Source organism: Rhodococcus oryzae (assembly GCF_005049235.1).
Lineage (GTDB): Bacteria > Actinomycetota > Actinomycetes > Mycobacteriales > Mycobacteriaceae > Rhodococcus_G > Rhodococcus_G oryzae.
This window is the reverse complement of sequence record NZ_SUMD01000008.1, coordinates 98968-124621: the sequence shown is the minus strand read 5'-3', so window position 1 is coordinate 124621 and position 25654 is coordinate 98968. Positions and strand designations below refer to the sequence as shown.

Sequence of the window (25654 nt, the reverse complement as noted above, 5' to 3'; positions counted from 1 at the left end):
CACCAGGGATCGAGCACCGTCGCGGGTGCGGTCCTGGCTGTTCGAGAACATCACCGAGGAGCCGTCCGGGCACCAGGGGCCGTTCCGGGTGGTGTCGAAGCCGGAGCACAAGCACCCGTGGTGGAAGGTCATGTGCCTGACGGGCGTCGACTACTTCTCCTCGCTCGGATACCAGCCGGGCATCGCCGCCCTGGCCGCCGGTGTGCTCTCGCCGATGGCGACCCTGGTCCTGGTCGCGCTGACGCTGTTCGGCGCGCTGCCGGTGTATCGCCGTGTCGCGCAGGAGAGCCCGCGCGGTGAGGGCTCGATCGCCATGCTGGCCCGACTGCTGCCGAAGTGGGGCGGCAAGATCTTCGTCCTGGTTCTGTTGGGGTTCGCGGCGACCGACTTCATCATCACCATGACGCTGTCCGCCGCCGACGGTGCCGCGCACGTGGTGCAGAACCCGTTCGCGCCCGCGGCCCTGCGCGGGGAGAACCTGCTGGTCACGCTGGTGCTGCTCGGTCTGCTCGCGGCGGTCTTCCTCAAGGGCTTCGCGGAGGCGATCGGGATCGCGGTCGCACTCGTCGCGGCGTACCTGGCCCTGAACCTCGTGGTGGTGGCCGCCGGACTGTGGCACGTGGCGACCGCGCCCTCCGTGGTGACGGACTGGACCGCGGCCCTGACGGCCGAGCACGGCAACCCCTGGATGATGGTCGCGATCTCGCTGCTGGTGTTCCCGAAGCTCGCGCTCGGCCTGTCCGGCTTCGAGACGGGGGTCGCGGTGATGCCCCAGATCGAGGGCGATCCGAGCGACACCAGGTCCGCGCCGCGCGGCCGGATCCGCGGGGCGCGGCACCTGCTGACCACCGCCGCGCTGATCATGAGCGCGTTCCTCATCGTGACCAGCTTCCTGACCACCGTGCTGATCCCGGCGGACGAGTTCAAGGCCGGGGGAGCTGCCAACGGGCGCGCGCTGGCCTACCTGGCCCACGAGTACCTCGGCAACGTCTTCGGAACCGTCTACGACGTGAGCACCATCGCGATCCTCTGGTTCGCGGGCGCCTCGGCCATGGCCGGCCTGCTCAACCTGGTCCCGCGGTACCTGCCCCGGTTCGGGATGGCCCCGGACTGGGCAAGGGCGGTGCGCCCGCTGGTGCTGGTGTTCGCGGCGATCGCGTTCGGCATCACCTGGTATTTCGACGCCAGCGTCGACGCCCAGGGCTCGGCCTACGCCACCGGCGTCCTGGTGCTGATCACCTCCGCCTCCGTCGCCGTCGCGCTGTCCGCGTACCGGCGGGGCCAGCGGCGCAAGGCGATCGGCTTCGCGGTGGTCGCGGTCATCTTCGTCTACACCACCGTCGTCAACATCGTCGAACGCCCCGAGGGCCTGCATCTGGCGATCCTGTTCATCATCGCGATCCTGGGCGTCTCGTTCGCCTCCCGCTTCACGCGGGCCTACGAGCTGCGTGCCTACTCGGTGAGCTACGACACCACGGCGCGGGAGCTGATCGACGAGGCCGCGCGGGGGGTCATCCGGGTCATCGCGCACGACGCCGACCGCCCGGACCCGGCGGCGTATCGGGCGAAGGAGTCCGCTCGGCGCCGCGTCAGCCGGATCCCTGCGGCCGATCCCATCCTCTTCCTCGAGGTGAGCGTGACCGATGCGTCGGAGTTCGCCACCGACCTGCGGGTGCACGGGCACCGCCGCGAGGGCTTCCGGGTGCTGACGGTTCGCAGCGCGGCCATCCCCAATTCCATCGCCGCGATCCTGCTCGACATCCGGGGCCGGACCGGGACCGTCCCGCACGTGTACTTCGAGTGGACGGAGGGAAACCCGGTCCGCAACCTGCTGCAGTTCCTGTTCTTCGGGCACGGCGAGGTGGCGTCCGTGACCCGGGAGGTGCTGCGGCGCGCCGAGCCCGACGTGGCCCGCAGACCGCACGTGCACGTCGGATAGGCTCGATCACCCCATGCGAGTCGACGGACGAGAGATCCCGGTCCAGGGCAGCCTCCTGCAGCCTTTGCGTCGGCGTACCAATGATCAGCTCCGTGTCGTGTTGGCGGCGCTGTGCATGGGCGCGGTGATCGCCACGTCGCTGATCACCCGCGGCCGCTGGGAGGCCGTGGAGAACTCGGTGTCGGACCTGATCGGCGTCGCCTCGGCGGCGGCCTCGACCCGGATCTACCTGCTGTACGGCGCCGCGATCGTGATCCTCCCGTTCGCGATCCTGGTCGGCCTCGTCCTCGGCCGACGCTGGAAGCTGCTCGCGGGGTACGCAACCGCTGGACTGCTCGCCGTCATCGCGCTGTCCATCACCGGCACGGGGGTGTCCGCGCCGAAGTGGCACCTCGATCTGGACGGGCACCTCGACACCTTCCTGTCGCAGTTCCTCGACGACCCGCGCTGGATCGCGATGCTGGCCGCGATGCTGACCGTGTCCGGTCCGTGGCTGCCCGCCCGCTGGCGTCGGATCTGGTGGCTGCTGCTGTTCGCCTTCGTGCCGATCCACCTGTTCGTCAGCGCCGTCGTCCCCGCGCGGTCGGTGTTGGGGCTGACCGCCGGCTGGCTGATCGGTGCGCTGGTGGTGCTGTTCGTCGGCACGCCCGCGCTGGAGGTCCCCGTCGATCTCGCGGTCCGGATCCTCGGCAGGCGCGGTCTGCGGGTCGACGCGCTGTCGGTGCTCAGCCCCACCGGGCCGGGCCCGCTCGTGCTCGCCGCCGACTGCAGCCCCGGTTGGCGGAAGGTCGATCTCGGGGTCGATCTCCGGAAGGCGGGCGCGGACGACGAGGTGATCCTCGAACTCTTCGGGCCGCACCAACGCAGCGAGGGCGCCCTCCGTCAGGTCTGGCACTGGCTCACCTTCCGGAGCGCGGAGACACCCGCGCCGTACGCGTCGCTGCGCCGGGCGGTCGAGCACCGGGCGCTGATGTCGACCGCGGTCGCCCGGATGGGGCTCTCGTCCAGCCTGGCCGTCGCGGTGTCCCCGCTCGAGCGGGGCTGGATGCTCTACGCGCATTCGGTGCCCGCCGGGACCCCGCTCGAGCAGGCGCAGCCCGAGCACCTCGAGGCGGCCTGGTCCGGCCTGCGGGTCCTGCACGCGAACCAGGTCGCGCACGGCGACCTGCGCCCGGAGAACCTCCGGATCAGCGGTGACCGAGTGCATTTCGAGGGCTTCGCGCACGCGGAGGTCGGTGCGTCGGACGCACAGCTCGAGTCGGACATCGCCCAGCTGTTGCTGACCACAGGGGCACGGTTCGGGGCGGAACCGGCGGTGCGGGCGGCGCTCGCGACGCTGGGCGAGGACACGGTCCTCGCGGCGTCGGGCCGGTTGACCAAGTCCGCGATGCCCAAGCGGTTGCGCCGGGCGTTGCCGGACGCGGACGAACTGATGTCGGCCACCCGGCACCAGGTCCGGACCCAGACCGACTCCGAGGTGATCAAGACCGAGCAGGTCACCCGCTTCAGCCGGAACCAGATCATCCAGCTGGTGCTGTTGATCGGACTGGTCTACGTCGCCTACCCGTTCGTCAGTCAGGTGCCGACCTTCCTCACCGAGCTGCAGAACGCGAACTGGTGGTGGGCGCTGCTCGGACTGGTGGTCTCGGTGTTGAAGTACATCGGGACGGCGGTGGCGCTGTGGGCCTGTGCGTCGGAGTCGGTCCGGCTCAAGAACCTGGTGATCATGCAGTTCGCCAACACCTTCGCGGCCACCACCACCCCCGCGGGGGTCGGGGGCCTGGCGCTCAGCGTGCGGTTCCTGCAACACAACGGGCTCGGTGGGGTGCGGGCGACCGCGGCCGTCGCGCTGCAGCAGACCGTCCAGGTGGTCACCCACGTCGGGCTGCTGATCCTCTTCAGCATCGCGGCGGGCAGGAGCGCGGACCTGTCCGGCTTCATCCCGAACGCCACGGTCATCTACCTGGTGGTCGGTGTCCTGCTCGGCGTGGTCGGGGCCTTCATGATCGTGCCGAGGCTGCGGCGCTGGCTGATCGACGAGCTGCGTCCCCAGATCGCCGACGTGAGCACCGAGCTGCTGGACCTCGCCCGCGACCCGGGCCGGTTCCTGCTCATCGTCGGCGGGTGTGCGGGCACCACTCTCGGTGCCGCGCTTGCCCTCTGGGCGAGCGTCGCGGCATTCGGCGGCGACGTCAGCTTCGTCACCGTCACCATCGTGACGATGATCGGCGGCACGCTGGCCTCCGCCGCGCCGACCCCCGGCGGTGTCGGCGCGGTCGAGGCGGCGCTGATCGGTGGACTCGCCGCCTTCGGGGTGCCCGCCGCGGTCGCGGTGCCGTCGGTGCTGCTGTACCGGGTGCTCACCTGCTGGCTGCCGGTGTTCGCCGGCTGGCCGATCCTGCGCTGGATGCAGAAGACCGACCTGATCTAGGGCGCTCCCCGAAGCGAGTCGACCACCGCGGTCAGCAGCCGGACCGCGCCGTCCTTGTCGAGGGGGTCGTTCCCGTTGCCGCACTTGGGGGACTGCACGCAGGACGGGCACCCGGCCGTGCACTCGCAGGACCCGATCGCGTCCCGGGTGGCGCGCAGCCAGCGCAGCAACTCGGCGTGCCCGCGGTCCGCGAACCCGGCGCCGCCCTGATGGCCGTCGTAGACGAACACCGTAGGCAGCCCGGTGTCCTGATGCAGCGCCGTCGAGACCCCGCCGATGTCGCCTCGGTCGCAGGTGGCCACCAGCGGCAGCAGGCCGATCGCGGCGTGCTCGGCGGCGTGGAGCGAGCCGGGGAACCGATCCGCGGTGATGCCGGCCCGTTCCATCAGCTCCGGTTCCACCGTGTACATCACGGCCCGCGTGTTCAGGCGCTGCGGAGGCATGTCGAGCTCGACGGAGTCGAGGACCTCGCCGGACGGCAGCCGCCGGAGGTAGCCCACCACCTGGTGGGTGACCTCGACCTCGGTCAGCGCCACCGTGACCGGGCCGTGCTCGCTGTGCTCGAGGACGGAGGTGATGACGATCTCGGTGGTCTCGCGCGCCGAGGTGCTCCACTCCGGGGTCTCGGCGTGCACCAGCGCCAGGCCCTCCTCCAGGTCCAGCATGTCCACCACGAAGGACTCGCCCTGGTGCAGGTGCACCGCCCCCGGGTGGGCGGTCGCGGGGGCGCGGCCGCCGTCGACGGTGCCGAGCATCCGGCCGGACTCGGCGTCGACGATCGCGACCTGCTTGCCGATGCCGCCGCGGATGTCCACGGACGCATGGGGGTTGGACTCCGCGGTGACGAACCAGCCGTGCGCGCGACGCCGGATCAGCCCCTGCTCGGCGAGCCGGTTGAGCAGATCGACGGCGCCGAACTGCTCGACCTCGGCGTCGCTGAGCGGTAGCTCCATCGCCGCGCACAGCAGCTGCGGGCCGAGCACGTACGGGTTGGACGGGTCCGTGACGGTGGCCTCGACGGGTTTGTCCAGCAGCGCGGCCGGATGGTGGACCAGGTACGTGTCGAGCGGATCGTCGCGCGCGACCAGCACCACAAGCGAGCCCTCGCCGCGGCGGCCGGACCGCCCGGCCTGCTGCCAGAACGAGGCGACGGTGCCGGGGAAGCCGGCCACCACGACCGCGTCCAGGCCGGCGATGTCGACTCCGAGCTCGAGGGCATTGGTGGTCGCGGCGCCGAGCAGGGTCCCGTCCGCGAGCGCGGCCTCCAGCTCGCGTCGGTCCTCGGCCAGGTAGCCGGCCCGGTAGGCGGCGACCCGTTCGGTCAGGTCCGGGGCGGACTCCGCCAGCAGCCTTTTCGTGCCCATCGCGGTCAGCTCGGCGCCGCGGCGCGAGCGGACGAAGGTGAGGGTCCTGGCGCCCTCGATCATCAGGTCGGCCATGATCCGGGCGGCCTCCGACCCGGCGGCGCGGCGGACCGGGGCGCCGTTCTCGCCGGTCACCTCGGCCATCAGCGGGGGCTCCCAGAGCGCGACCGTTCGCGGGCCGTGCGGGGAGCCGTCGACGGTGACCTCCGCGCAGGGGGCGCCGATCAGCCGGGATGCCGCGGCCCCCGGTGCCGCGGTGGTGGCGCTGGCGAGGATGAACACCGGGTCGGCGGCGTAGCGGCGGGCGATCCGCTTCAGCCTGCGCAGGACCAGCGCCACGTTCGAGCCGAAAACGCCTCGGTAGGAGTGGCATTCGTCGATCACGACGTAACGCAGGTTGCGGAAGAAGTGGGCCCAGCGCTGGTGCGAGCGCAGCATGCCGATGTGCAGCATGTCCGGGTTGGTGAAGATCCAGCGGGAGTTGGCCCGTACCCACTGGCGCACCTCGGTCGGGGTGTCGCCGTCAAAGGCGTTGGGGTAGACGGTCGCGAGCGATTCGGCCTGCTCGGTCAGCGCGATGGTGGACCGGATCTGGTCGGCCCCGAGGGCCTTGGTCGGGGCCAGGTAGAGGGCGGTCGCGCGCGGGTCCTCGGCGAGGGCGGTGAGGATGGGCAGCTGGTAGGCCAGCGACTTCCCGGATGCGGTGCCGGTGGCGACCACGACGTGCTCGCCCGCCGCGGCGAGCGAGGCGGCGGCCTCCTGATGTGTCCACGGCAGCGGGATTCCGTTGCCGCGCATGGCATCGACGACATCGGGGTGAATCCACTGTGGCCATTGCGTGAACTGGGACTCGCGTGCCGGCAGTTCCGCCACGTGGGTGAGCGGATCCTCGCCGCGAGGGGTGCCTGCCAGCACCCGATCGAGCAGTGACTGCCCGTAGCTGGCTGCGGCGGCCGGTTGGCTCACTGATAACTCCGAGTTCGTTGGTTGGCCGCGTACACGTGCCCGTTCACCTGCGGTTTTGATGGTACTTGCCGGGATGTGTTTAACACTGTGCAGCCCTTGTCAATAACTTGACGAGTGTCCAATAGAGCGGTTGCCGACGCGTCGTCGGATACAAGATCAATTCTTTACGACCATTGTTGGATTTCGACTGTTGCAGTCGCGCGAACCGTGATTGACTTATAAGTGGTCGCAGCTTCTGTGTTCGTGTACGCGCTCGCAGGATCGATGTTGCGAGCGCGGTGGCGATGCTTTTCCTGAGGGGGAAATCAGCGGTACAGCGGTCGGAACCGGCCCGGTGGACTGTTGACTGCTGTTCACCGAATCCGGTGTTAGAAAGTGAAGGAAAAGCATGGCACAGGGCACTGTGAAGTGGTTCAACGCGGAGAAGGGCTTTGGATTCATCGCCCCCGAGGACGGCTCCGCTGACGTCTTCGTCCACTACTCCGAGATTCAGGGCAGCGGGTTCCGCACGCTCGAGGAGAACCAGCGCGTCGAGTTCGAGGTCGGTCAGGGCACCAAGGGTCCCCAGGCCACCGGCGTTCGCGCGGTCTGATTCATTCGTTCCTCGAGACGGATCAACTCGTCCCCCAGCACCGTGAGGTGGTGGGGGACGAGTCGTTTCCCGCTGGGCGTCGAACGCGGTCCCGTCGTGTCAGCACGGCCCGGGCGGCCGGATCTGGCCTACTGTCCTCTTGTGAACCAGCTGTCCTTCTTCTCCGCTGAGGCGGTGCCGCCCGCGGTATCGGACCTCAGCGGGCTGCTGGCCGCGCAGGGGCAGGTCTCCGTCGCCGCCGGCCGGGCCAGGGTCTCGGTGGTCGTCGACGCCTCGTGGCGGGCGGACGCCGTCGCCGAATTGATCGAGGAGGCCGGCCTGGCAGCCGAGATCACCCGGTCCGACGAGGGCAGCCCGCTGGTCCGCACCGCATCGGTGCCCGAGCTGGCCGCGCTCGCGACCCGGTGGACCAAGGGCGCGGTCAAGGCCGTGCCGGTGGGCTGGATCCCGGACTCGCGTGCCCTGCGGGCCTGGGTGCTGGCCGCCGGCAGGTCCGAGGGCGAGGGTGATCGGTTCGTGCTCGGGCTGGACCCGCACGCCCCCGACACCCACCCGATACTCGCCCAATCGTTGATGCGGGCCGGGATCGCGCCCACCCTCATCGGCACCCGCGGAGCGGGCCCCGGGCTCCGGATCGTGGGGCACAAGCGGCTGATGCGGCTGGTCGAGAACATCGGTCAGGCCCCTGACCGGCAGGAGGCGCGAGAGGCCTGGCCGCAGGTGTAGAACAGTCGACACGGGATTGATCTGCAAGGATGGTCTCGCGGTGTGTCACTCTGTTACTGAAGTGATCGCCGATTCGAGTCGAGGAAGGTGCAGGCAGCAAGGTGGCAGCTCGGGAGAAGGACACGGCGGGCGACAGCCCCGCCACAGCCGACCAGACGCGCCGTCTCGTGATCGTCGAGTCGCCGACCAAGGCCAGGAAAATTGCCCCCTACCTGGGCAAGAACTACGTCGTCGAGGCCTCGGTCGGTCACATTCGCGACCTCCCGCGGGGCGCGGCGGACGTGCCTGCCAAGTACAAGGGCGAGTCGTGGGCCCGGCTCGGCGTCAACGTCGACCACGACTTCGAGCCGCTCTACGTGGTGAGCCCGGACAAGAAGACCAAGGTCGCCGAGCTCAAGAGCCTGCTCAAGGACGCCGACGAGCTCTACCTCGCCACTGACCCCGACCGCGAGGGCGAGGCCATCGCCTGGCACCTGCTCGAGACCCTCAAGCCGAAGATCCCGGTCCGCCGGATGGTCTTCCACGAGATCACCAAGCCCGCCATCCTGGCGGCCGCACAGGACACCCGCGACCTCGACCAGGACCTGGTGGACGCGCAGGAGACCCGGCGCATCCTCGACCGCCTCTACGGCTACGAGGTCAGCCCGGTGCTGTGGAAGAAGGTCATGCCGAAGCTGTCGGCGGGCCGCGTGCAGTCGGTGGCGACGCGCGTCATCGTGCAGCGCGAACGCGAGCGGATGGCCTTCCGGTCCGCCGAGTACTGGGACATCTCCGCCACCCTGGACGCGGGCGCCGAGGCGAACCCGCGGAGCTTCGGGGCGCGCCTGGTCAGCGTCGACGGCAGCCGCGTCGCCGCGGGCCGCGATTTCGGGGCCGACGGCCAGCTGAAGTCGACCGGCGTCACGGTGCTGGACGAGGGCTACGCCCGCCGTCTCGCCGAGGCACTGCACGGCACCGATCTCACCGTCTCGTCCGCCGAGGACAAGCCGTACACCCGCAAGCCGTACGCGCCGTTCATGACCTCGACGCTGCAGCAGGAGGCGGCACGCAAGCTGCGCTTCACTTCCGAGCGCACCATGCGGACCGCGCAGCGGCTGTACGAGAACGGCCACATCACCTACATGCGTACCGACTCGACGACGCTGTCGGCGTCGGCGATCTCCGCGGCCAGGGCACAGGCCACCGAGCTGTACGGCGCCGAGTACGTCAGCCCGTCGCCGCGGCAGTACACCCGCAAGGTGAAGAACGCGCAGGAGGCGCACGAGGCGATCCGCCCCGCCGGCGACGTCTTCGCCACCCCGGGGCAGCTGCACTCGCAGCTGGCCGCCGACGAGTTCAAGCTCTACGAGCTGATCTGGCAGCGCACCGTCGCCTCGCAGATGGCCGACGCGCGCGGCACCACGCTGACGCTGCGGATCACCGGTACCGCGGGCACCGGCGAGGAGTGCACCTTCTCGGCGTCCGGCCGCACCATCACGTTCGCGGGCTTCCTCAAGGCCTACGTGGAGAGCGTCGACGAGGAGGCAGGCGGCCAGTCCGACGACGCCGAGTCGCGGCTGCCGGTGCTCGTCGCCGGGCAGGCGGTCACCGCCACCAAGCTGGATCCGGACGGTCACACCACGAACCCGCCCGCCCGCTACACCGAGGCCAGCCTGATCAAGACCCTCGAAGAGCTGGGAATCGGTCGCCCGTCGACGTATTCGTCGATCATCAAGACGATCCTGGACCGCGGCTACGTCTACAAGCGTGGCAGTGCCCTGGTGCCGTCGTGGGTGGCGTTCGCCGTGATCGGGTTGCTGGAGGCGCATTTCGGCCGGCTGGTCGACTTCGACTTCACCGCAGGCATGGAGGACGACCTCGACGAGATCGCCGGTGGCCGCGAGCAGCGTGGAAACTGGTTGTCCAGCTTCTACTTCGGTGGTGAGCGCGGCGCCGAGGGTTCGGTCGCCCGCTCCGGCGGTCTGAAGAAGATGGTCGGCACCAATCTCGAGGACATCGACGCCCGCGAGGTGAATTCGATCCGGCTGTTCGCCGATTCCGAGGGCCGCGACGTCGTGGTGCGGGTCGGACGATTCGGGCCGTACCTCGAGCGGATGGTCGTCAATCCCGATGACCCCGATGGGGATCCGGTCTCGCAGCGGGCAAACCTGCCCGACGACCTGCCGCCGGACGAGCTCTCGCCGGAGTATGCGGAGAAGCTGTTCGCCACCCCACAGGACGGGCGCAAGCTCGGCGTCGACCCGCTCACCGGGCACGAGATCGTCGCGAAGGAGGGGCGTTTCGGTCCGTACGTGACCGAGATCCTGCCCGAGCCGGAACCCGAACCCGAGCCGGACATCGTGCCGGTCACGGCCGAGGGGGAGGGCGCCGTCACGACCAAGGCGCCCGCGAAGAAGGCCGCCGCGAAGAAGACCGCCAAGAAGGCCGCGGGCCCGAAGCCGCGGACCGGTTCGTTGCTCAAGTCCATGGACGTGGCGACGGTGACTCTCGAGGACGCGCTGCGGCTGCTCTCGCTGCCGCGTGTGGTCGGCATCGACCCGGAGTCGAAGGAAGAGATCACCGCGCAGAACGGGCGCTACGGCCCGTACCTGAAGAAGGGCACCGATTCTCGTTCGCTGGAGAACGAGGAGCAGATGTTCACGGTGACCCTCGAGGACGCCCTGAAGATCTACGCGGAGCCCAAGCGCCGGGGCCGCACGGGTGCGGCGACCCCGCCGCTGCGTGAGCTCGGCAACGACTCGGCGACGGACAAGCCGATGGTGATCAAGGACGGCCGCTTCGGCCCGTACGTCACCGACGGCGAGACGAACGCGAGCCTGCGCAAGGACGACGATGTCGCGACCATCACCGACGAGCGCGCCTCGGAGCTGCTCGCCGACCGGCGTGCGCGTGGCCCGGTGAAGAAGAAGGCGGCCGCGAAGAAGGCGCCTGCCAAGAAGGCAGCGGCGAAGAAGACCGCGGCCAAGAAGGCGCCCGCCAAGGCGGCCGCGAAGAAGGCCGCCGCGAAGAAGTCCTGACCGGTCCGCGCTGAGGTGGTGTAGCCGAGGTGGCGTATCGGGAACTGCGAGCGGAAGTTCCGGGAGCGGTCGCCTGGTCGGTGACCCCGGGTCCACCGGGGGACCGCTCGAAGCAGGACGAGGGCGCCTTGGTCCTGCCCGACGGGTGCATGGATCTGATCTGGCACGAGGGTGGGCTGCTGGTGGCCGGTCCGGACACCCGGGCGCACCGCACCACGGCCGCGGGCAGCAGGGCGATCGGTCTGCGGTTCGCGTCAGGCGTCGGACCGCACGTGTTCGGTGTCCGCGCCGACGAGCTGCGAGACGTACGGGTGCCGCTGGAGCAGCTGTGGCCGGATGCGATGGTGCGCAGCCTCTTCCATGCGGCCGAGGCGGATCCGCTGCGGGCGATCAGTGCGGCCGCACGCGACCGTCTCGACGGGCTCGGGCGCCCGGTCGAGACCGCGATCGCGGCGCGCCTGGCGAGCGGCGTCTCGGTGGCACAGGTCGCCGCGAGCCTGGGCTGGAGCGAACGCCGCCTGCATCGAAAGTCCTTGTCCGCATTCGGGTACGGCCCGAAGACACTGGCCCGGGTGCTCCGCTTCGACCGTGCGCTCGGGCTCGCCCGGGCGGGCGTCCCGCTCGCCCGGGTCGCGGCGGATACCGGCTTCAGCGATCAGGCGCACCTGGCCAGGGAGGTTCGGGCGCTGGCGGGAACCTCCCTGACCGGGCTGCTCGGTCAGCCGGGCAGGGCAGAGAACAGTTCGATGCCGTGGCCGTCGGGGTCCCTGACGACCGCGTAGCGCTGTCCCCAGAACGCGTCCCACGGCTTCGATTCCCCGGTGCAGCCGGCCTCGATGAGCTCGGTGTACTTGGCGTCGACGGCCTCGGGCGTGCCGCAGTCGAAGGCCAGCGCCGGGCCACCGGTCCCCGGGGTGAAGTCGGGGGAGAAGCCGCGGATGACCTCGAGGGTGTCCCAGCCCACCCGCAGCCCGCCCGGCAGGGTGATCTCGTGGTGTTGCTCCCGGCCGGGGTCGGCGGGCAGGTCGAGGCCGAGCCGCCGGTAGATGTCGAAGGAGCGGGGCAGGTCCGCGACGGCGAGACCGATCATGGAGAGCTGTGGTGTCATGCCGCGACGGTAGTTCGCCGCGGTCCGGACGGTCTTGAACGTTTCGGACGCCCGCCCGGCGTCGTCGGACCCGCCCGATAGGCTCGGCCCGTGGCGGGAGTATTCGATCGACTGGTCGGCCAGGAGCATGTCGAGCTGGAGCTGACCGGTGCCGCGAGGGCGGCACGGGGCGGCGCCGCCTCGGCAGGCTCGCTGATGACGCACTCCTGGCTGTTCACCGGGCCGCCCGGCTCCGGGCGTTCCGTCGCGGCGCTGTGCTTCGCCGCCGCGCTGCAGTGCACCGACGAGGGCGAGCCGGGGTGCGGGCGATGCCACGCCTGCACCACCACGATGGCGGGCACGCACGGCGATGTGCGCCGGGTGATCCCCGAGGGCCTGAGCATCAGCGTCGCGGAGATGCGCGGCATCGTGCAGACCGCGTCCCGTCGCCCCAGCACCGGGCGCTGGCAGGTCGTGGTGATCGAGGACGCAGACCGGCTGACCGAGGGTGCGGCCAACGCGCTGCTCAAGGTCGTCGAGGAGCCGCCGGCGCGGACCGTTTTCCTCCTGTGTGCACCCTCGGTGGACCCACAGGACATCTCGGTGACGCTGCGGTCCCGGTGCAGGCACGTGGCGCTGGTGACCCCGTCGGTGGAGGCGATCGCCGGGGTGCTGCGCGAGCGCGATCAGCTCGACGCCGAGACCGCGCTGCTGGCCGCCTCGATCAGTGGCGGCCACGTCGGCCGGGCCCGACGGCTGGCGACGGACGAGGAGGCCAGGGCGCGGCGCGGCCAGGCGCTGGGCATCGCGTCCGCCGCGACCCGGCCTGCCACCGGATACGCGGCGGCCGACGAGCTGGTCCGGGCGGCGGAGGCCGAGGCCAAGGAGATGAGCGCGGCCCGCGACGAACGCGAGACCGAGGAGCTGCGCACCGCCCTCGGCGCGGGCGGCACCGGCAAGGGTGCGGCGGGCGCGCTGCGCGGATCGGCCGGCGCCCTCAAGGACCTCGAGCGCAGGCAGAAGTCGCGGGCCACCAGGACGGGCCGCGACAGCCTCGATCGTGCCCTGATGGACCTGGCGGGGCTCTACCGGGACGCGCTGGCGGTCGCGCTGGGGTCGGGGGCGCAGCCGAACCACCCGGACAAGGCGGACCAGGTCAGGAAGATGGCCGCGGCGGGCAGCCCCGAGGCGCTGCTGCGGTGTGTGGAGGCGGTGCTGGAGTGTCGCGAGGCGCTCTCGATCAACGTCAAGCCCCGGTTCGCGGTGGCGTCCATGGTCGCCAAGCTGGGAGCCGAGCTGAACTAGCGGGGGCAATTTTCGCATCCGCGGGGTGAGCCGCTAGACTCCCTCTGGCTCGACCGCGAGGTCGGGCACGCCGCCTTAGCTCAGTCGGTAGAGCATTTCACTCGTAATGAAAAGGTCAAGAGTTCGATTCTCTTAGGCGGCTCCACTCGAAGGCCCCTCACCCGCACCCGCGGGAGAGGGGCCTTTCGAGTTTTGCGCGAGAGTGCGGGAGACTCCTCGCATGACCCCCACCGAACCCGAGCCGACGAAGTCCACCCGCGCATGTCGCCGCGTCGTGCGCGGAGCCGTGGTGGGCGCACTCATCGCGGTGGGGTTCGTCGTCGTCAACCGGGCCCGGCCGCCGGTCACCCAGGCCCTCTGGGACGCCGACCCGATCGGCCCGGACGACCTCGCCGGATAGCCGGACCCGCGCTCAGTCGGTGACGGCGGCGAGCGCGTCGAACTCGCTCGCGTCGTGCGCGCAGATGATGGTGACCTCGTCGCCGTGGGCGGCGTGCAGCTCGCGGAGCCTGCCCTGGTTGGCGATTCGCGACCGGCGATCCATCTCCATCAGGATCTGCGTCGCCCGCAGGCCAGGCGGGCAGGAGGGCGGCGTCAGCTTTTCGTCGGCGAAGTAGTACCCGTCTCCCGCGTGCAGGTACCAGCCGCCGCCGGGACGACGCACCGCCACCGCGCTGTGCCCGAAGGTGTGTCCACGCAGCGGAATCAGCAGCACGTCCTCGCTGACCGCCTGCACCGATTCGAACCCGAACCACCGGTCGCCGCCGGGGCGGTGCTCGACCCAGGTCGGATCGTGCGCCCACTGCTTCGCGCTGTACCGCGTCTTGTCGAGCAGAGTTGGCCGTGCGCGCGCGGTCGCGAGCTCGTCGGCGTGCACGTGCACGCGCGCCCACGGAAAGTCGCCGAGGCCGCCCGCGTGGTCGCCGTCCAGGTGGGTGACCACGATGTCGCGGACATCCGACGGGTCGTAGCCGAGCGCGCGGACCTGGGCGACGGCGGTGAGCGCGAGGTCCATCCTGGCGCCGACCGACATCACGAACGGCCGGCCGAGCCGGCCGATCGGATCGGCGACGTCGGCCGTGCCGAAGCCGGTGTCCACCAGCGTCAGGCCGTCGGGTCCCTCGACCAGCAGGCAGTGCGCGACCAGACGAGACGGGGCGAGCCCGGGGACGAGGCCGGCGCTGGGGCACATCGTCGCGCAGCTGAGGTGGTGGATGCGATGGCTCACGGGGGACCACTCTCCGGCCTGGGTGTGCTCGGCGCAACCGCGGGCCCAAGGATTTAAGTAGTAAGACTTAAAGAATAAGTATCAGGTATTGACCACGGGGGTGTCCGACCCTACTTTGGAGCGGTGAAGGTCGGGGAAGGGCTGCGGGAGGGATCGGCTCCGCATGCCATCATGCGTGCCGCGGAGGTGCTGATCGCCGAGGCCGGGATCGACGTCCCGCTGCAGGACATCGCCCGCGCGGCGGGTCAGCGCAACAAGTCGGCGGTGCAGTACCACTTCGGTTCCCGCGACGGCCTGATCGCCGCGATCGTCGAGTATCACCTCCGCGGGTTGGAATTCCGGCGGATGGAGCTGCTCGCCGAGTGCGAGGGTGCGCCAGGGGGCGAGGACATCCGGGTACTGCTGACGGTGCTGGCGCTTCCCCTGATCGAGGTGGTCGATCAGCCGGGATCGACGCATTTCGCCCGGTTCTTCGAGCGCGTGCGCCATCACCGCTCCGTCGCGGACGAGATGAACCTGGACGGCGACAGTCGGCCGACCGTCCGCATAGTCATGTCGCGGCTCGATCACCTGATCGGCGATCTGCCCGCCGCCGCGCGCCGGTACCGGCTCGAGTCACTGGCGACTGTCCTGCTCGCCTTGATCGCCGACTACGAACGGATGTCCGACGCAGACCACCGCGGCCGGCCGGAACCCGACGACGTGATCGACCTGCTCCTCGGACTGCTCACTGCGGCCCACTCGTCCACGGCGGGCTAGGCCAACGCCGGAATGCCAGGCCACGGAAAGGATTCGACGATGAAGTTGATGTACGCCCTGTGGGGGTCGCGATTGCCGGAGGCGTTGTTCGCGGAGCGTCTCCGCGACCAACTGGCCGCGCTCGGCGCCACCAGGCTCCAGGTCAACATCGACGACGCCGACGTCGCTCCCGCCCAGCTCCGTCTCACGACCTATGAGCAGCCGGTGGCTGCGATCGTCAGCGTCTGGATTCCAGACGAATTCGCGGCCGTCACCGGCCTCCTCTCGGCGGCGGCCGACCGGGTCACGGGATGGGTGGTCGAGGAACGGACGCCGATCCCGCCCCCGGAGTCGGACAACGGAGTTCGCGCCGACGCCCTCGCCGGTCTCGCGCTGTTGCGGATACCCGCGGGCATGGATCGGTCGGAATGGCTCCGCCGCTGGCAGGACCACCACACCACCGTGGCGATCGAAACCCAGGCCACGTTCGGCTACGTGCAGAACACCGTGATCGAGAGGCTCACCGCCGACGCTCGCGCCGACGCCCTTGTCGAAGAACTGTTCCCGATGGCCGCGATGACCGATCCGCACGCGTTCTACGGGAGCGGCGGGGACGACGCCGAGCTCGGGCGCCGGCTCTCGCGCATGATCGAGAGCACGTCCACGTTCGGCGCGAGCACCGACGTGGACGTGATCCCCACGAGTCGATATGTGTACGACCTGACCGGAGTTCGGCCTACCGAGTGATCTGCTCCAGTATCACCCTGTGCACGTGCTGCGCCTTTTCGATGCCGCGGAAGTCGGCCTCGTAGGTCTGCTGGCCGATGTCCACGGCAATGCTGCTCGACGAGAAGAAATGTCCGGCCCACGATTTGTTGCTGAGAAAGGACACCGACCGGACATTCTTGTACGGAATGGACGTGATCGCGGTTCGGCTGCCGACGAAGCTCTTGTCCTGAATGACGAGGCGAAGATTGGTCAGTCCCATGAATCCGGTGCCCGCACCGATGCAGTCGTAGACGGCAATGATCGTCTCGCCCGCGAGAATCGCCTGTTGTACCTGCTTGAGTTGTTCGGACTTGTCGAATATCGGTTCGGTCATGTCTGTCTCCTTGTCGCTGCCGCACGTCTCGCAGTCTCAGGAGCCGACGTCGAAGACCCTCGACGGTAGCGATCCCGGCGTCGTTGCCCGTGCTTTCGGATCAGGCGAAATGTAGCCCCCACGAACCGGACGGACAAGGAACGTGGCCGAATGTCGTTCGGGGCTATGGTTTGGGAAGTGAACCACCACCCTGCGGACAGGAAGTGGCGCAATGTCGGATCCGAATCAGCCCCAGCAGCCCGATCCCGCGCAGCCCGGCACTCCGCCGGCGGGTCCGCCGCCGCCCCAGCCCCAGTACGGCCAGCAGCCGCCGCAGTACGGTCAGCCGCAGTACGGTGCTCCGCAGTACCCGCCGCCAGGCCAGCCGCCCTACGGTGCCCCGCAGTACCCGCAGCAGCCGGGCTATCCGCCGCCGGGCCAGCCCTACGGCAGTCCGCCGCCGCCCGCCTATCCGTATGCCTCCTGGTGGTCTCGGGTCGGCGCATATCTGCTCGACCGGATCGTGGTCCCGCTGCCGGGCTACCTGCTCGCGGGCCTCGGGGCGTTCATCGCGTTCAAAGACGCGAGATCGGTCACGACCACGTATTCGGGCGACTACTACTACGACTCCGACAGCGAGCTGACGAACGTCAACGGCGTCGGCATCGCCATCATGGTGGCCGGCATCCTGCTGGCGCTCGCGCTGCTGGTCTGGAACATGGTGTTCCGGCAGGGCAACACCGGGCAGACGCTCGGCAAGAAATGGCTGAGTATCTCGGTGGTCCGCGAGGCGGACGGACGGCCCCTCGGGCCCGGCATGGCCTTTGTGCGGTGGTTGCTGCTGTGGATCCTCGGCGACCTCTGCTTCCTGAACTTCCTGTGGCCGCTGTGGGATCCGCGACACCGGTGCTGGCACGACATGCTGGTCACCTCCGTTGTGATCAAGGGTGCGGTGGCCGCACCGCAATGAGAGTGAATGTGACGCGATGACGGTGGCCCGATGACGATGACGCAGTCGGGAACCCGGGCCCGCTCGCTGCGCGCGCCGCTCGCGGTCGCGGCGGCAGGCCTCGGCGCGGCGACTTTGCTGTACCTGCGCGACCCGCACCGCGCGGGCGCCTACGGGTTCTGCCCGTTCCACGTGATCACCGGCTGGTGGTGCCCGGGCTGCGGTGGGCTGCGCGCGGTGAACGACCTCACCCACGGGGACCTGGTCGGGTCGCTGTCGAGCAACGTGCTGATCCTGCCGCTTGTCGTGGTGCTGGTGGTGGCGTGGATGCGCTGGCTGCGGCGGCGATGGGGCGGAGTCGACGACCGGATGATCGTGCTCGGCAGGTCCGGCACGGCAGGGATACTGGTGGTGTTGGCGGTGTTCACCGTGGTGCGCAACACCCCGTGGGGAGCGGTGCTCGCGCCGACCTGACGTTCGACGAACTCGACCCGGAGGTTCCGATGGCAATGCAGATCTTCTCGCTGATCGTGCTCGTCGGCGCGCTGGTCGTGCTGATCCCGATCGCGCGCCGGGTGTTCCGCAAGCACGACGACTGATTCGGCGCGCCCGGTCGACAGGGCGGCCGGTCTGGTCAATGCTCAGCTATGGCCGAATCGCTGAAGGACCGCGTGCGCGAGAAGCTGTTGCGTCAGATCGCCGAGGACGGCGGCTATCCCTCCGAGCGCGGCGAGGGCAACGATCCGCGACTGGTCGCGCTCGACGACGACCTTGCCGCACTGGATGAGGCGCTCGACGACGATCCCGTGATCGAGCACCTCGCGGCCAAGTACTGGGTCCCCTAAACCCGCACCCGAAATGCCACCCACCTGCGGTGGTGCCGCGTGCGGTCGGTATAAATACATCTTGTGTCTAAGTTGCATTCGGCGGCGGAGGTCGTCTACCGCGAGGTGAAGGAGCGGATCCTGTCCGCCGCGCTGCCCGGTGGCGAGCTGATCAGCGAGGGCGAGATCGCCGCCGAGATGGGCACCAGCCGCACCCCCGTCCGCGAGGCGTTCCTCCGGCTCGAGGCCGAGGGCTGGATGCGGCTCTACCCCAAGCGCGGGGCGCTGATCGTGCCCGTCGCCGACGGCGAGGTCGAGCACGTCGTCGCCGCGCGCAGGCTCGTCGAGACGGATGCCGTCCGGACCGTCACCGGCAACCAGACCGCCAGGACCGAGCTGGTCGCGGCCCTGCGCGCGAACCTCGTCAGGCAGCGAGAGACGGCGGCGAGCGGGGACGTGGGCGGCTTCAGCGGCCTGGACGCCGACTTCCACGGACTGATCGTGCGCGCGGGCGGCAACCCGCTGCTCGTGACCTTCTACGCCGGCCTGCGCGAGCGGCAGCGCCGGATGACCGCTCGCTCGCTGGCCAGGGACCCGCTGCAGCTCGCGTCGATCATCGACGACCACACGGCGCTGGCAAACCTGGTCGAGGCGGCGGACGCCGACGGCTACGACGCCGCCGTGAGGGTGCACATGCGCCGCGTGCACGGCCTGCCGCTGCTGCCTGCCGGTGCCCGATGAGCGTGCACACCGACCTCGCGGCCGACGCGGCACCGGCCGCACACGACGGCCGTTCCCGGAAACGGGCCGTGGCGCCGTGGGCGCTCGTGTCCGCGGCCATGTTCGCCGTCGCGTGGGGCGGCAACGAGTTCACCCCGCTGCTGGTGATGTACCGCCTCGACCACGGCTACTCCCCGGTGGTGGTGGACAGCTTCCTGTTCGCTTACGTGTTCGGCATCGTGCCCGCCCTGCTCATCGGCGGCCCGCTGTCCGACCGCCTCGGCCGACGGCCGGTGATGCTGCCCGCTCCCTTCATCGCGGCGGCAGGCTCGCTGGTGCTCGCCACCGGCGCCGACAGCTCCGCGCTGCTGGTCGCGGGCCGCATCCTCAGCGGCGTCGGCCTCGGCATCGGCATGGCGGTCGGCGGTAGCTGGCTCAAGGAACTGTCGACCTCGCCGTGGGATCGGCGCGCGGGCACGGGTTCCGGGGCCAGGCGCGCGGCCATGAGCCTGACCGCGGGGTTCGCCCTCGGCGCCGGGGTCGCGGGTGTGCTCGCGCAGTGGGCACCGTGGCCGAGCGCACTGGCGTACCTGGTGCACATCTCGATCGCGGCGGCGGCGGGGGTCGCGCTGTTCGGGGCGCCGGAGACCCGGCCCGCGGTACCGGCCGGTCAGCGGGTATCGCTGCGCGAGGACCTGCGGATCCCGGCCGCCGGCCACCTGCGGTTCCGGTACGTCATCGCCCCGCTGGCGCCGTGGGTGTTCGGCTCGGCCAGCTGCGCCTACGCGGTGATGCCCGCGCTGATGGCACCACACAGCGGCGGTCGCCCGGTCGCGTTCTCGGCGCTGCTCTGCGTGGTCGCGCTGGCCTCGGGGTTCTCGATCCAGGCCGTTGGCAGGCGCATCGACACCCCGCGCAGCGCGAGGGCCGTCGCCGTCGCGCTGGCGATCCTGGTGGTGGGCATGACCGTCGCCGCGGTCGCCGCCGACCGGCTGACGGTTCCGCTGGCGCTGGCCGCGGCCGTCGTACTGGGCGGCGGCTACGGCATGGCGCTGGTGTCCGGGCTGCAGGAGATCCAGCGGATCGCGCGCCCAGACGACCTCGCCGGGCTCACCGCAGTGTTCTACTCGCTGACCTACATCGGGTTCGCGGTGCCCGCGGCAATGGCGCTGTGCGTGCAGGCCTGGCCGACGGTGTTCAGCTACCCGATGCTGTTCGTGATCGGCGCGGTGGTCGCCGGCGCGTCCCTGGTGCTGGTACTGGCCAAGAGCCGATCGCACCTGCCCACCCGCTGACCGCGGCTAGGGCATCGCCTTCTGGAACAGCCATGCGTCCCACAGCGGGCGCAGCGAGCGATCGGTGTAATGCGCTGCCAGGTCGGTGAATTCCTCGGTGCTGACGGTGCCGTGGCGGTGCTTGGCGGTCCACTGCCGGAGCAGGTCGAAGAAGGCCTCGTCGCCGAGCGCGGTCCGCAGCGCGTGCAGCGTGAGGGCGCCGCGCTTGTAGACCCGGTCGTCGAACATCAGCTCGGGCCCGGGGTCGCCGAGCAGCACGTCGTACGGCAGCCCGGTGAGGTTGCGGTGCGCCTGGGTGGCGATCTCCTGCGCCGACGGCCCGCCGGAGTTCTCCGACCACAGCCATTCCGCGTAGCAGGCGAAGCCCTCGTGCAGCCAGATGTCGCGCCACGACCCCAGCGTCAGGCTGTTGCCGAACCACTGGTGCGCCAGCTCGTGCGCGACCAGCCGTTCCGCGCTGCGCCTGCCGTCGCAGTGGTTCGCGCCGAATACCGAGATGCCCTGCGCCTCAATGGGGATCTCCAGTTCGTCGTCGGTGACGACGACGGTGTAGTCCGCGAACGGGTAGGGCCCGAACAGCCGGACGAAGGTCTCCATCATCTGCGGCTGCCTGCCGAAGTCGTGCTCGAACGCCGTCCGCAGCCGCGGCGGGAGCACCGCGTGCATCGGCACGCCGTCGTGATCGGCGTGCCTGCGCTCGTAATGCCCGATCTGGATGGTGGCCAGGTAGCTGGCCATCGGCTCGGTCTGCTCGTACACCCAGGTGGTGTGGCTGGCCCGGACCTGCTTGCGCACCAGCGCGCCGTTCGCCAGCGCGTAGTACGGCGAGTCCGTGGTGATCGAGATCTGGTAGCTGGCCTTGGAGCGAGGGTGGTCGTCGCAGGGAAACCAGGACGCGGCGCCGTTCGGCTGGCTGGCCACCAGCGCGCCCTCCGTCAGCTCCTCCCAGCCCACCTCGCCCCAGAGGCTGCGGATCGGCTTCGGGGTGCCCGCGTACTGCACGGTGACCGACAGCGCGCCACCCGCCGGGATCGCATGCGCCGGGGTGATCGTCAGCTTCCCGTGCTGGTGGGTGTACTTTGCCGGCCTGGCGCCGTTGACCGACACCTTCGACACCGACAGGCTCTGCGACAGATCGAAGGCGAACTTCGCCCGGATCTCCGTGGTGGCGGCCGTGATCGACGCCTTGCCGGACAGCCGGTTGCCTGCCACCTTGTAGGTCAGGTCGAGCTCATAGCGCGACACCCGATAGCCGCGGTTGCCGACGTGCGGCAGGTACGAATCGAGCGGTTCCTCGTAGAACTTGCCTGGCTTGACCATCGTCACGCCCACGGGGTGATCGGGTTGCCCTGCCAGCGGGTGTTCGGCGGCACCGTGTCGCCGCGCATCACCAGCGACGCGGGTCCGACCGTGGCGCCGTCGCCGATGCCTGCCGCGGGCAGCGCGACGCAGTGCGGTCCCAGGGTTGCTCCGTTGCCGAGGGTGACGGTGTCCATGGACATGATCCGATCATGGAACAGGTGGGTTTGCACGACACAACCCCGCTCGACGGTCGCGCCGTCGCCCAGGGTCACCAGGTCGGCCTCTGGGAGCCAATAGGATTCGCACCAGACGCCGCGGCCGATCGTCGCACCCATGCCTCGAAGGTAGACGGCGAGGACGGCGGTGCCGGTGGCGGCGCGCGCGAACCAGGGCGCGGCGACGGTCTCGACGAACGCGTCCGACACCTCGTTGCGCCACACGAAGGAGCTCCACAGCGGGTGCTCCACCTTCCGGATCCGGCCGACGACGAGCCACTTCGCCGCGATCGAGGCGGTGCCGGCCACCGCGCCCGCGACCAGCAGCACGATCCCGCTGAACAGGGCGGCGAACCAGAAGCCGATCGCGCCCGCCATCGCCTGCAGCGCGAACAGCACGCCGAGGCCGATGCCGAAGGTGATCATGACCGGGATCAGCCGGCACGTCTCCACCACGGCCCTGGCGATCTTGAGGCGCAGCGGCGGTTCGAAGGTCCGGGAGGAGTCGGTGTCGTTGGCGGACCGGCGCAGCCGCACCGGCGGGCTGCCCAGCCACGACGAGCCGGACTTGGCCTTGCTCGGCGCCGCGGACAGCACCGCGACCAGACCGTTCTTCGGAACCCGCCGACCGGGCCCGGCCATCCCCGAGTTGCCGAGGAAGGCGCGCTTGCCGACCTTGGCCTCCTTGATGTGCAGCCAGCCGCCGCCGAGCTCGTAGGAGGCGACCATGGTGTCGTCGGCGAGGAACGCGCCGTCCGCGACCGTGGTGAACTTCGGCAGCACCAGCGCCGTGGAGATCTCGGTGTTCTTGCCGATGTTCGCGCCGAGCAGCCGCATCCACACCGGGGTCAGCAGGCTGGCGTACAGCGGGAACAGCAGGGTCCGTGCCGAGTCCATCAGTCGCTCGGTCGCCCAGACCTGCCAGCCGACGCGGCTGCGCACCGGGTGGTAGCCCTCGCGCAGGCCGATGCCGAGCGTGCGGACCGCGATCAGGGTCAGCGCCGCGAACACGGCGAGCGTCAGGATCGTCGCGGCAGGCAGCCAGGCGAGCGCCAGGACCACCGCGGAGCCGAGGTCGGGGGTGTCGCGGACGCCCCAGCCGATCAGCGCGATCCCGGCCGCGAGCGCGAAGATCGGCATGCCTGCGATGACGATGGAGGTGAGCCCGAACACCGGCACCCACTTGGTCGCCAGCGGCGGGCGCTCGGTCGGCCACGGGTGGGTGGCCTTGCCGACCTTGACGGCGGGGGAGCCGGCCCAGCTCTGCCCGGCCTTGACCCGTCCGGTCACCGCCGAGCCGGGCGCGACCTCGGCGTTCTTGCCGACGCGGGCGCCGGGCAGCAGGGTGGAGCGGGCCCCGATGGCCGCGCCAGCGCCGATCCGGATCTCCCCGATGTGCACCACGTCGCCGTCGATCCAGTGCCCGGTCAGGTCGACCTCCGGCTCCACCGAGCAGCCGTCGCCGAGCACGAGCATCCCGGTCACCGGCGGCAGCGTGTGCAGGTCGACGTCGCGGCCGACGGTCGCGCCGAGGGCCCGCGCGTAGTAGATCATCCACGGCGCGCCGGACAGGTTGGCCGAGCCGCTGGCCTCGGTGAGCCGGTGCGCGACCCACAGCCGCACGTGTTCGCTGCCGCCGCGCCGGTAGGTGCCGGGGGTGAGCCCGCGCAGCAGCAGCCGGCACCCGGCGACGGAGATCGCCATCCGGCCGATCGGGGTGATGAAGGCGACGAACGCGGCCAGCAGCACCCACCAGGACACGGTCGGCGCCCACGGCACGTCGACGAACAGGGCGAGCACGTTGTTGACGATCGCCAGCCAGGTCACCCATTGCAGCCCGGTCAGGGTGGTCAGGGGGATGGTGAGCAGGATCTGCGCGAGCTGGGTGGACCGCGGGGTCGGCTCGACGTTCCTCGGCTCCGCGGTGACGCTGGGGGCGAACTCGTCGAGGAACCCGGCCAGCGAGCCCAGCCGCGGATGGTCGTACACCTGGGCGACGGTGACCTCGGGGAAGCGTTCCCGCAGCGCGGTCACCACCTGGGCGGCGGCCAGCGAGCCGCCGCCGCTGGCGAAGAAGTCGTCGTCGGGGCCGGTGACCTGCGCGCCGAGGATCGACGCCCACAACCCGGCCACCCAGGCCGCGGTGCCCTCGAGCCCGGCGCCCGCGGCGGCGTCCCCCGTGCCCGCGCCAGGCAACGGCCACGGCAGCGCCGCGCGGTCCACCTTGCCGGAGGTGCGGGTCGGCAGCTCGTCGAGCAGGGCGAGCCTCGGCACCAGCGCCGCGGGCAGGCGTTCGGCGAGCAGCTCGCGGGCCGCGGCGACATCGAAGTCGGGGTCGGTGCTGGCCAGGTACCCGACCAGGATCGAGTTCCCGGCGGCGGTCTTGCGGACGGCGGCCGCCGCCCCGCTCACCCCGGGCAGGTTCTGCAGCGCGTTGTCCACCTCGCCGAGCTCGATGCGCCGACCTCCGAGCTTGACCTGGTCGTCGGCGCGACCCTGGAACAGCAGGCCCTCCAGCTCGAGGCGGACCAGGTCGCCGCTGCGGTAGGCGCGGTCCCAGCCGAGCGAGGGCATCGGCGCGTACTTCTCCGCGTCCTTCGCCGCGTCGAGGTAGCGGGCCAGGCCGACCCCGCCGATCACCAGCTCGCCGACCTCGCCGACCGCGACCGGGTTGCCCTCGCCGTCGATCACGGCCAGGTCCCAGCCGTCCAACGGCAGCCCGATGCGCACCGGGCCGGTGCCGTCCATCAGCGCGCCGCACGCGACGACCGTTGCCTCGGTCGGGCCGTAGGTGTTCCACACCTCGCGACCGTCGACCGCGAGTCGTTCGGCCAGCTCCGGCGGGCAGGCCTCGCCGCCGAAGATGAGCAGCCGCACGGCCTCGAGCGCCTCGGCGGGCCACAGCGCGGCCAGCGTCGGAACGGTGGAGACGACGCTGACATCGCGCGAGACCAGCCACGGGCCCAGGTCCATGCCGCTGCGGACCAGCGCGCGGGGCGCGGGCACCAGGGTGGCGCCGTGCCGCCAGGCCAGCCACATCTCCTCGCAGGAGGCGTCGAAGGCCACCGACAGCCCGGCGAGCACCCGGTCGCCCGGCCCGATCGGCGCCTGCTGCAGGAACATCCGGGCCTCGGCGTCGACGAACGCCGCCGCGTTCCGGTGGCTGACCGCGACGCCCTTGGGGGTCCCGGTGGATCCCGAGGTGAAGATGATCCACGCGTCGTCGGCGACGGTGGGGACCCGCGGCGCGGGCGGATCCTCGCGCTCGGGGGCGGTGCCGGGCTCGATGGACTCGCCGGTGATGATCGCGGCGACCTGGGCCTCGCCGAACACCAGCTCAGCCCGCTCGTCGGGGTCATCCGCGTCCACCGGCACGTAGGCACCGCCCGCGGCGAGCACCGACAGGATCGCCACGTACAGCGAATACGAGCCGGACGGCATCCGGATGCCGACCCGGTCGCCCGCGCCGACCCCGGCCTCGCCGAGCTGCTGCGCGCCGCGGTACATCTCCTCGAGAAGTTCGAGGTAGGTCAGGGTGGTGGTGCCGTCGTCGATGGCGAGGGCCTCGGGGTTGGCCTCGGCGGTCGCGATGACGATGTCGATCAGGGTGCGTGGCGCGGGAGCAAGCGACGACCGAAGGTACTCGGTCGGGATCAGCTGGGATCGGTCCGTTTCCGGCTGGGACTGCAGTGGCACCCGGATTTCCTGTCTGAGTCGGCTGGTTGTCGAGTCGTTATCTCATGACAAGTTTGCTAGCTGGTGAACTCGCGGACGAGTGCGGAGCGCAGAAAAGGGGGATCGGGGCCTGCGCAACGACGGAAAATTGCCGCTGAGACATGCGAGCAGACTACGCCCGAAAATTTCTTCGACCGTGG

The 25654-nt window shown here is 70.5% G+C and carries 21 protein-coding genes and 1 tRNA gene; 16 read left to right on the top strand and 6 right to left on the bottom strand.

Annotation, left to right across the window (positions count from 1 at the left end; genetic code table 11):
• The first annotated feature begins 130 nt into the window (after positions 1–130).
• Together FCG67_RS17280 and FCG67_RS17275 are read left to right on the top strand one after the other, a co-directional pair.
• Entirely contained in the window at positions 131–1939 is a 1809-nt protein-coding gene (locus FCG67_RS17280; protein ID WP_246045133.1) for an APC family permease, read from the top strand.
• Positions 1940–1952: 13 nt separating this feature from the next.
• Positions 1953–4370, top strand: coding sequence for a lysylphosphatidylglycerol synthase transmembrane domain-containing protein (locus FCG67_RS17275; RefSeq protein WP_136910927.1), 2418 nt, complete (start codon positions 1953–1955; stop codon positions 4368–4370).
• Here FCG67_RS17275 and FCG67_RS17270 read toward each other — a convergent pair.
• Entirely contained in the window at positions 4367–6700 is a 2334-nt protein-coding gene (locus FCG67_RS17270) for a DEAD/DEAH box helicase (protein ID WP_136910926.1), read from the bottom strand. The two genes, FCG67_RS17275 and FCG67_RS17270, sit on opposite strands and share 4 nt — an antisense overlap.
• 388 nt (positions 6701–7088) lie before the next feature.
• Here FCG67_RS17270 and FCG67_RS17265 point away from each other — a divergent pair, with 388 nt between their 5' ends.
• The 4 genes from FCG67_RS17265 to FCG67_RS17250 all read left to right on the top strand — a co-directional run bounded on the left by FCG67_RS17265 (position 7089) and on the right by FCG67_RS17250 (position 11817).
• Complete coding sequence (locus tag FCG67_RS17265; protein ID WP_005248460.1) at positions 7089–7292, top strand: cold-shock protein; 204 nt, start codon at positions 7089–7091, stop codon at positions 7290–7292.
• Between the two features lie 141 nt (positions 7293–7433).
• The gene (locus FCG67_RS17260) at positions 7434–8018 is read left to right on the top strand and encodes a hypothetical protein (RefSeq protein ID WP_136910925.1); all 585 of its coding nucleotides are present in this window, start codon (positions 7434–7436) and stop codon (positions 8016–8018) included.
• 101 nt (positions 8019–8119) lie between these two features.
• Positions 8120–11035, top strand: coding sequence for a type I DNA topoisomerase (topA, locus tag FCG67_RS17255; RefSeq protein WP_136910924.1), 2916 nt, complete (start codon positions 8120–8122; stop codon positions 11033–11035).
• A gap of 29 nt (positions 11036–11064) precedes the next feature.
• On the top strand, positions 11065–11817 hold the full coding sequence (locus tag FCG67_RS17250) for a helix-turn-helix domain-containing protein (RefSeq protein WP_136910923.1): 753 nt from the start codon (positions 11065–11067) through the stop codon (positions 11815–11817).
• Here FCG67_RS17250 and FCG67_RS17245 read toward each other — a convergent pair.
• Entirely contained in the window at positions 11754–12143 is a 390-nt protein-coding gene (locus tag FCG67_RS17245) for a VOC family protein (RefSeq protein WP_136910922.1), read from the bottom strand. The genes FCG67_RS17250 and FCG67_RS17245 overlap by 64 nt on opposite strands.
• 90 nt (positions 12144–12233) lie before the next feature.
• Here FCG67_RS17245 and FCG67_RS17240 point away from each other — a divergent pair, with 90 nt between their 5' ends.
• From FCG67_RS17240 to FCG67_RS17230, 3 genes are all read left to right on the top strand, one after another.
• Positions 12234–13427 carry a DNA polymerase III subunit delta' gene (locus FCG67_RS17240; protein ID WP_136910921.1) on the top strand — a complete coding sequence of 398 codons (1194 nt, stop codon included), beginning with the start codon at positions 12234–12236 and terminating at the stop codon, positions 13425–13427.
• A gap of 69 nt (positions 13428–13496) precedes the next feature.
• Positions 13497–13572, top strand: a tRNA-Thr gene (locus FCG67_RS17235).
• Between the two features lie 75 nt (positions 13573–13647).
• Complete coding sequence (locus tag FCG67_RS17230; RefSeq protein WP_136910920.1) at positions 13648–13827, top strand: hypothetical protein; 180 nt, start codon at positions 13648–13650, stop codon at positions 13825–13827.
• A 12-nt stretch (positions 13828–13839) separates the two neighbouring features.
• On the opposite strand, the gene FCG67_RS17225 is transcribed toward FCG67_RS17230, so the two are convergent.
• Complete coding sequence (locus tag FCG67_RS17225; RefSeq protein ID WP_246045121.1) at positions 13840–14655, bottom strand: MBL fold metallo-hydrolase; 816 nt, start codon at positions 14653–14655, stop codon at positions 13840–13842.
• 123 nt (positions 14656–14778) lie between these two features.
• Here FCG67_RS17225 and FCG67_RS17220 point away from each other — a divergent pair, with 123 nt between their 5' ends.
• Together FCG67_RS17220 and FCG67_RS17215 are read left to right on the top strand one after the other, a co-directional pair.
• Positions 14779–15414 (top strand): TetR family transcriptional regulator, encoded by a 636-nt coding sequence (locus FCG67_RS17220; protein WP_136910919.1) that lies wholly within the window; start codon positions 14779–14781, stop codon positions 15412–15414.
• 39 nt (positions 15415–15453) lie between these two features.
• The gene (locus tag FCG67_RS17215; protein WP_136910918.1) at positions 15454–16140 is read left to right on the top strand and encodes an EthD domain-containing protein; all 687 of its coding nucleotides are present in this window, start codon (positions 15454–15456) and stop codon (positions 16138–16140) included.
• Here FCG67_RS17215 and FCG67_RS17210 read toward each other — a convergent pair.
• On the bottom strand, positions 16130–16495 hold the full coding sequence (locus FCG67_RS17210) for a PH domain-containing protein (RefSeq protein ID WP_077043026.1): 366 nt from the start codon (positions 16493–16495) through the stop codon (positions 16130–16132). The genes FCG67_RS17215 and FCG67_RS17210 overlap by 11 nt on opposite strands.
• Positions 16496–16706: 211 nt before the next feature.
• On the opposite strand from FCG67_RS17210, the gene FCG67_RS17205 reads away from it, so the two are divergent.
• The 5 genes from FCG67_RS17205 (at position 16707) to FCG67_RS17185 (ending at position 20262) form a co-directional block, all read left to right on the top strand.
• A complete protein-coding gene (locus tag FCG67_RS17205) occupies positions 16707–17444 on the top strand; it encodes an RDD family protein (RefSeq protein ID WP_136910917.1) in 738 nt (245 codons plus the stop codon).
• Between the two features lie 30 nt (positions 17445–17474).
• Positions 17475–17897, top strand: a complete 423-nt coding sequence (locus tag FCG67_RS17200; RefSeq protein ID WP_246045120.1) for a DUF2752 domain-containing protein — start codon at positions 17475–17477, stop codon at positions 17895–17897.
• 173 nt (positions 17898–18070) lie between these two features.
• On the top strand, positions 18071–18268 hold the full coding sequence (locus FCG67_RS17195; protein ID WP_136910916.1) for a hypothetical protein: 198 nt from the start codon (positions 18071–18073) through the stop codon (positions 18266–18268).
• A gap of 63 nt (positions 18269–18331) precedes the next feature.
• The gene (locus FCG67_RS17190; RefSeq protein ID WP_136910915.1) at positions 18332–18988 is read left to right on the top strand and encodes a GntR family transcriptional regulator; all 657 of its coding nucleotides are present in this window, start codon (positions 18332–18334) and stop codon (positions 18986–18988) included.
• A gap of 98 nt (positions 18989–19086) precedes the next feature.
• Positions 19087–20262 carry an MFS transporter gene (locus FCG67_RS17185; RefSeq protein ID WP_246045132.1) on the top strand — a complete coding sequence of 392 codons (1176 nt, stop codon included), beginning with the start codon at positions 19087–19089 and terminating at the stop codon, positions 20260–20262.
• Between the two features lie 6 nt (positions 20263–20268).
• On the opposite strand, the gene FCG67_RS17180 is transcribed toward FCG67_RS17185, so the two are convergent.
• Complete coding sequence (locus FCG67_RS17180; protein WP_136911040.1) at positions 20269–21582, bottom strand: M1 family metallopeptidase; 1314 nt, start codon at positions 21580–21582, stop codon at positions 20269–20271.
• Positions 21583–21584: 2 nt separating this feature from the next.
• Positions 21585–25475 (bottom strand): Pls/PosA family non-ribosomal peptide synthetase, encoded by a 3891-nt coding sequence (locus FCG67_RS17175; protein WP_136910913.1) that lies wholly within the window; start codon positions 25473–25475, stop codon positions 21585–21587.
• Positions 25476–25654 lie beyond the last annotated feature (179 nt).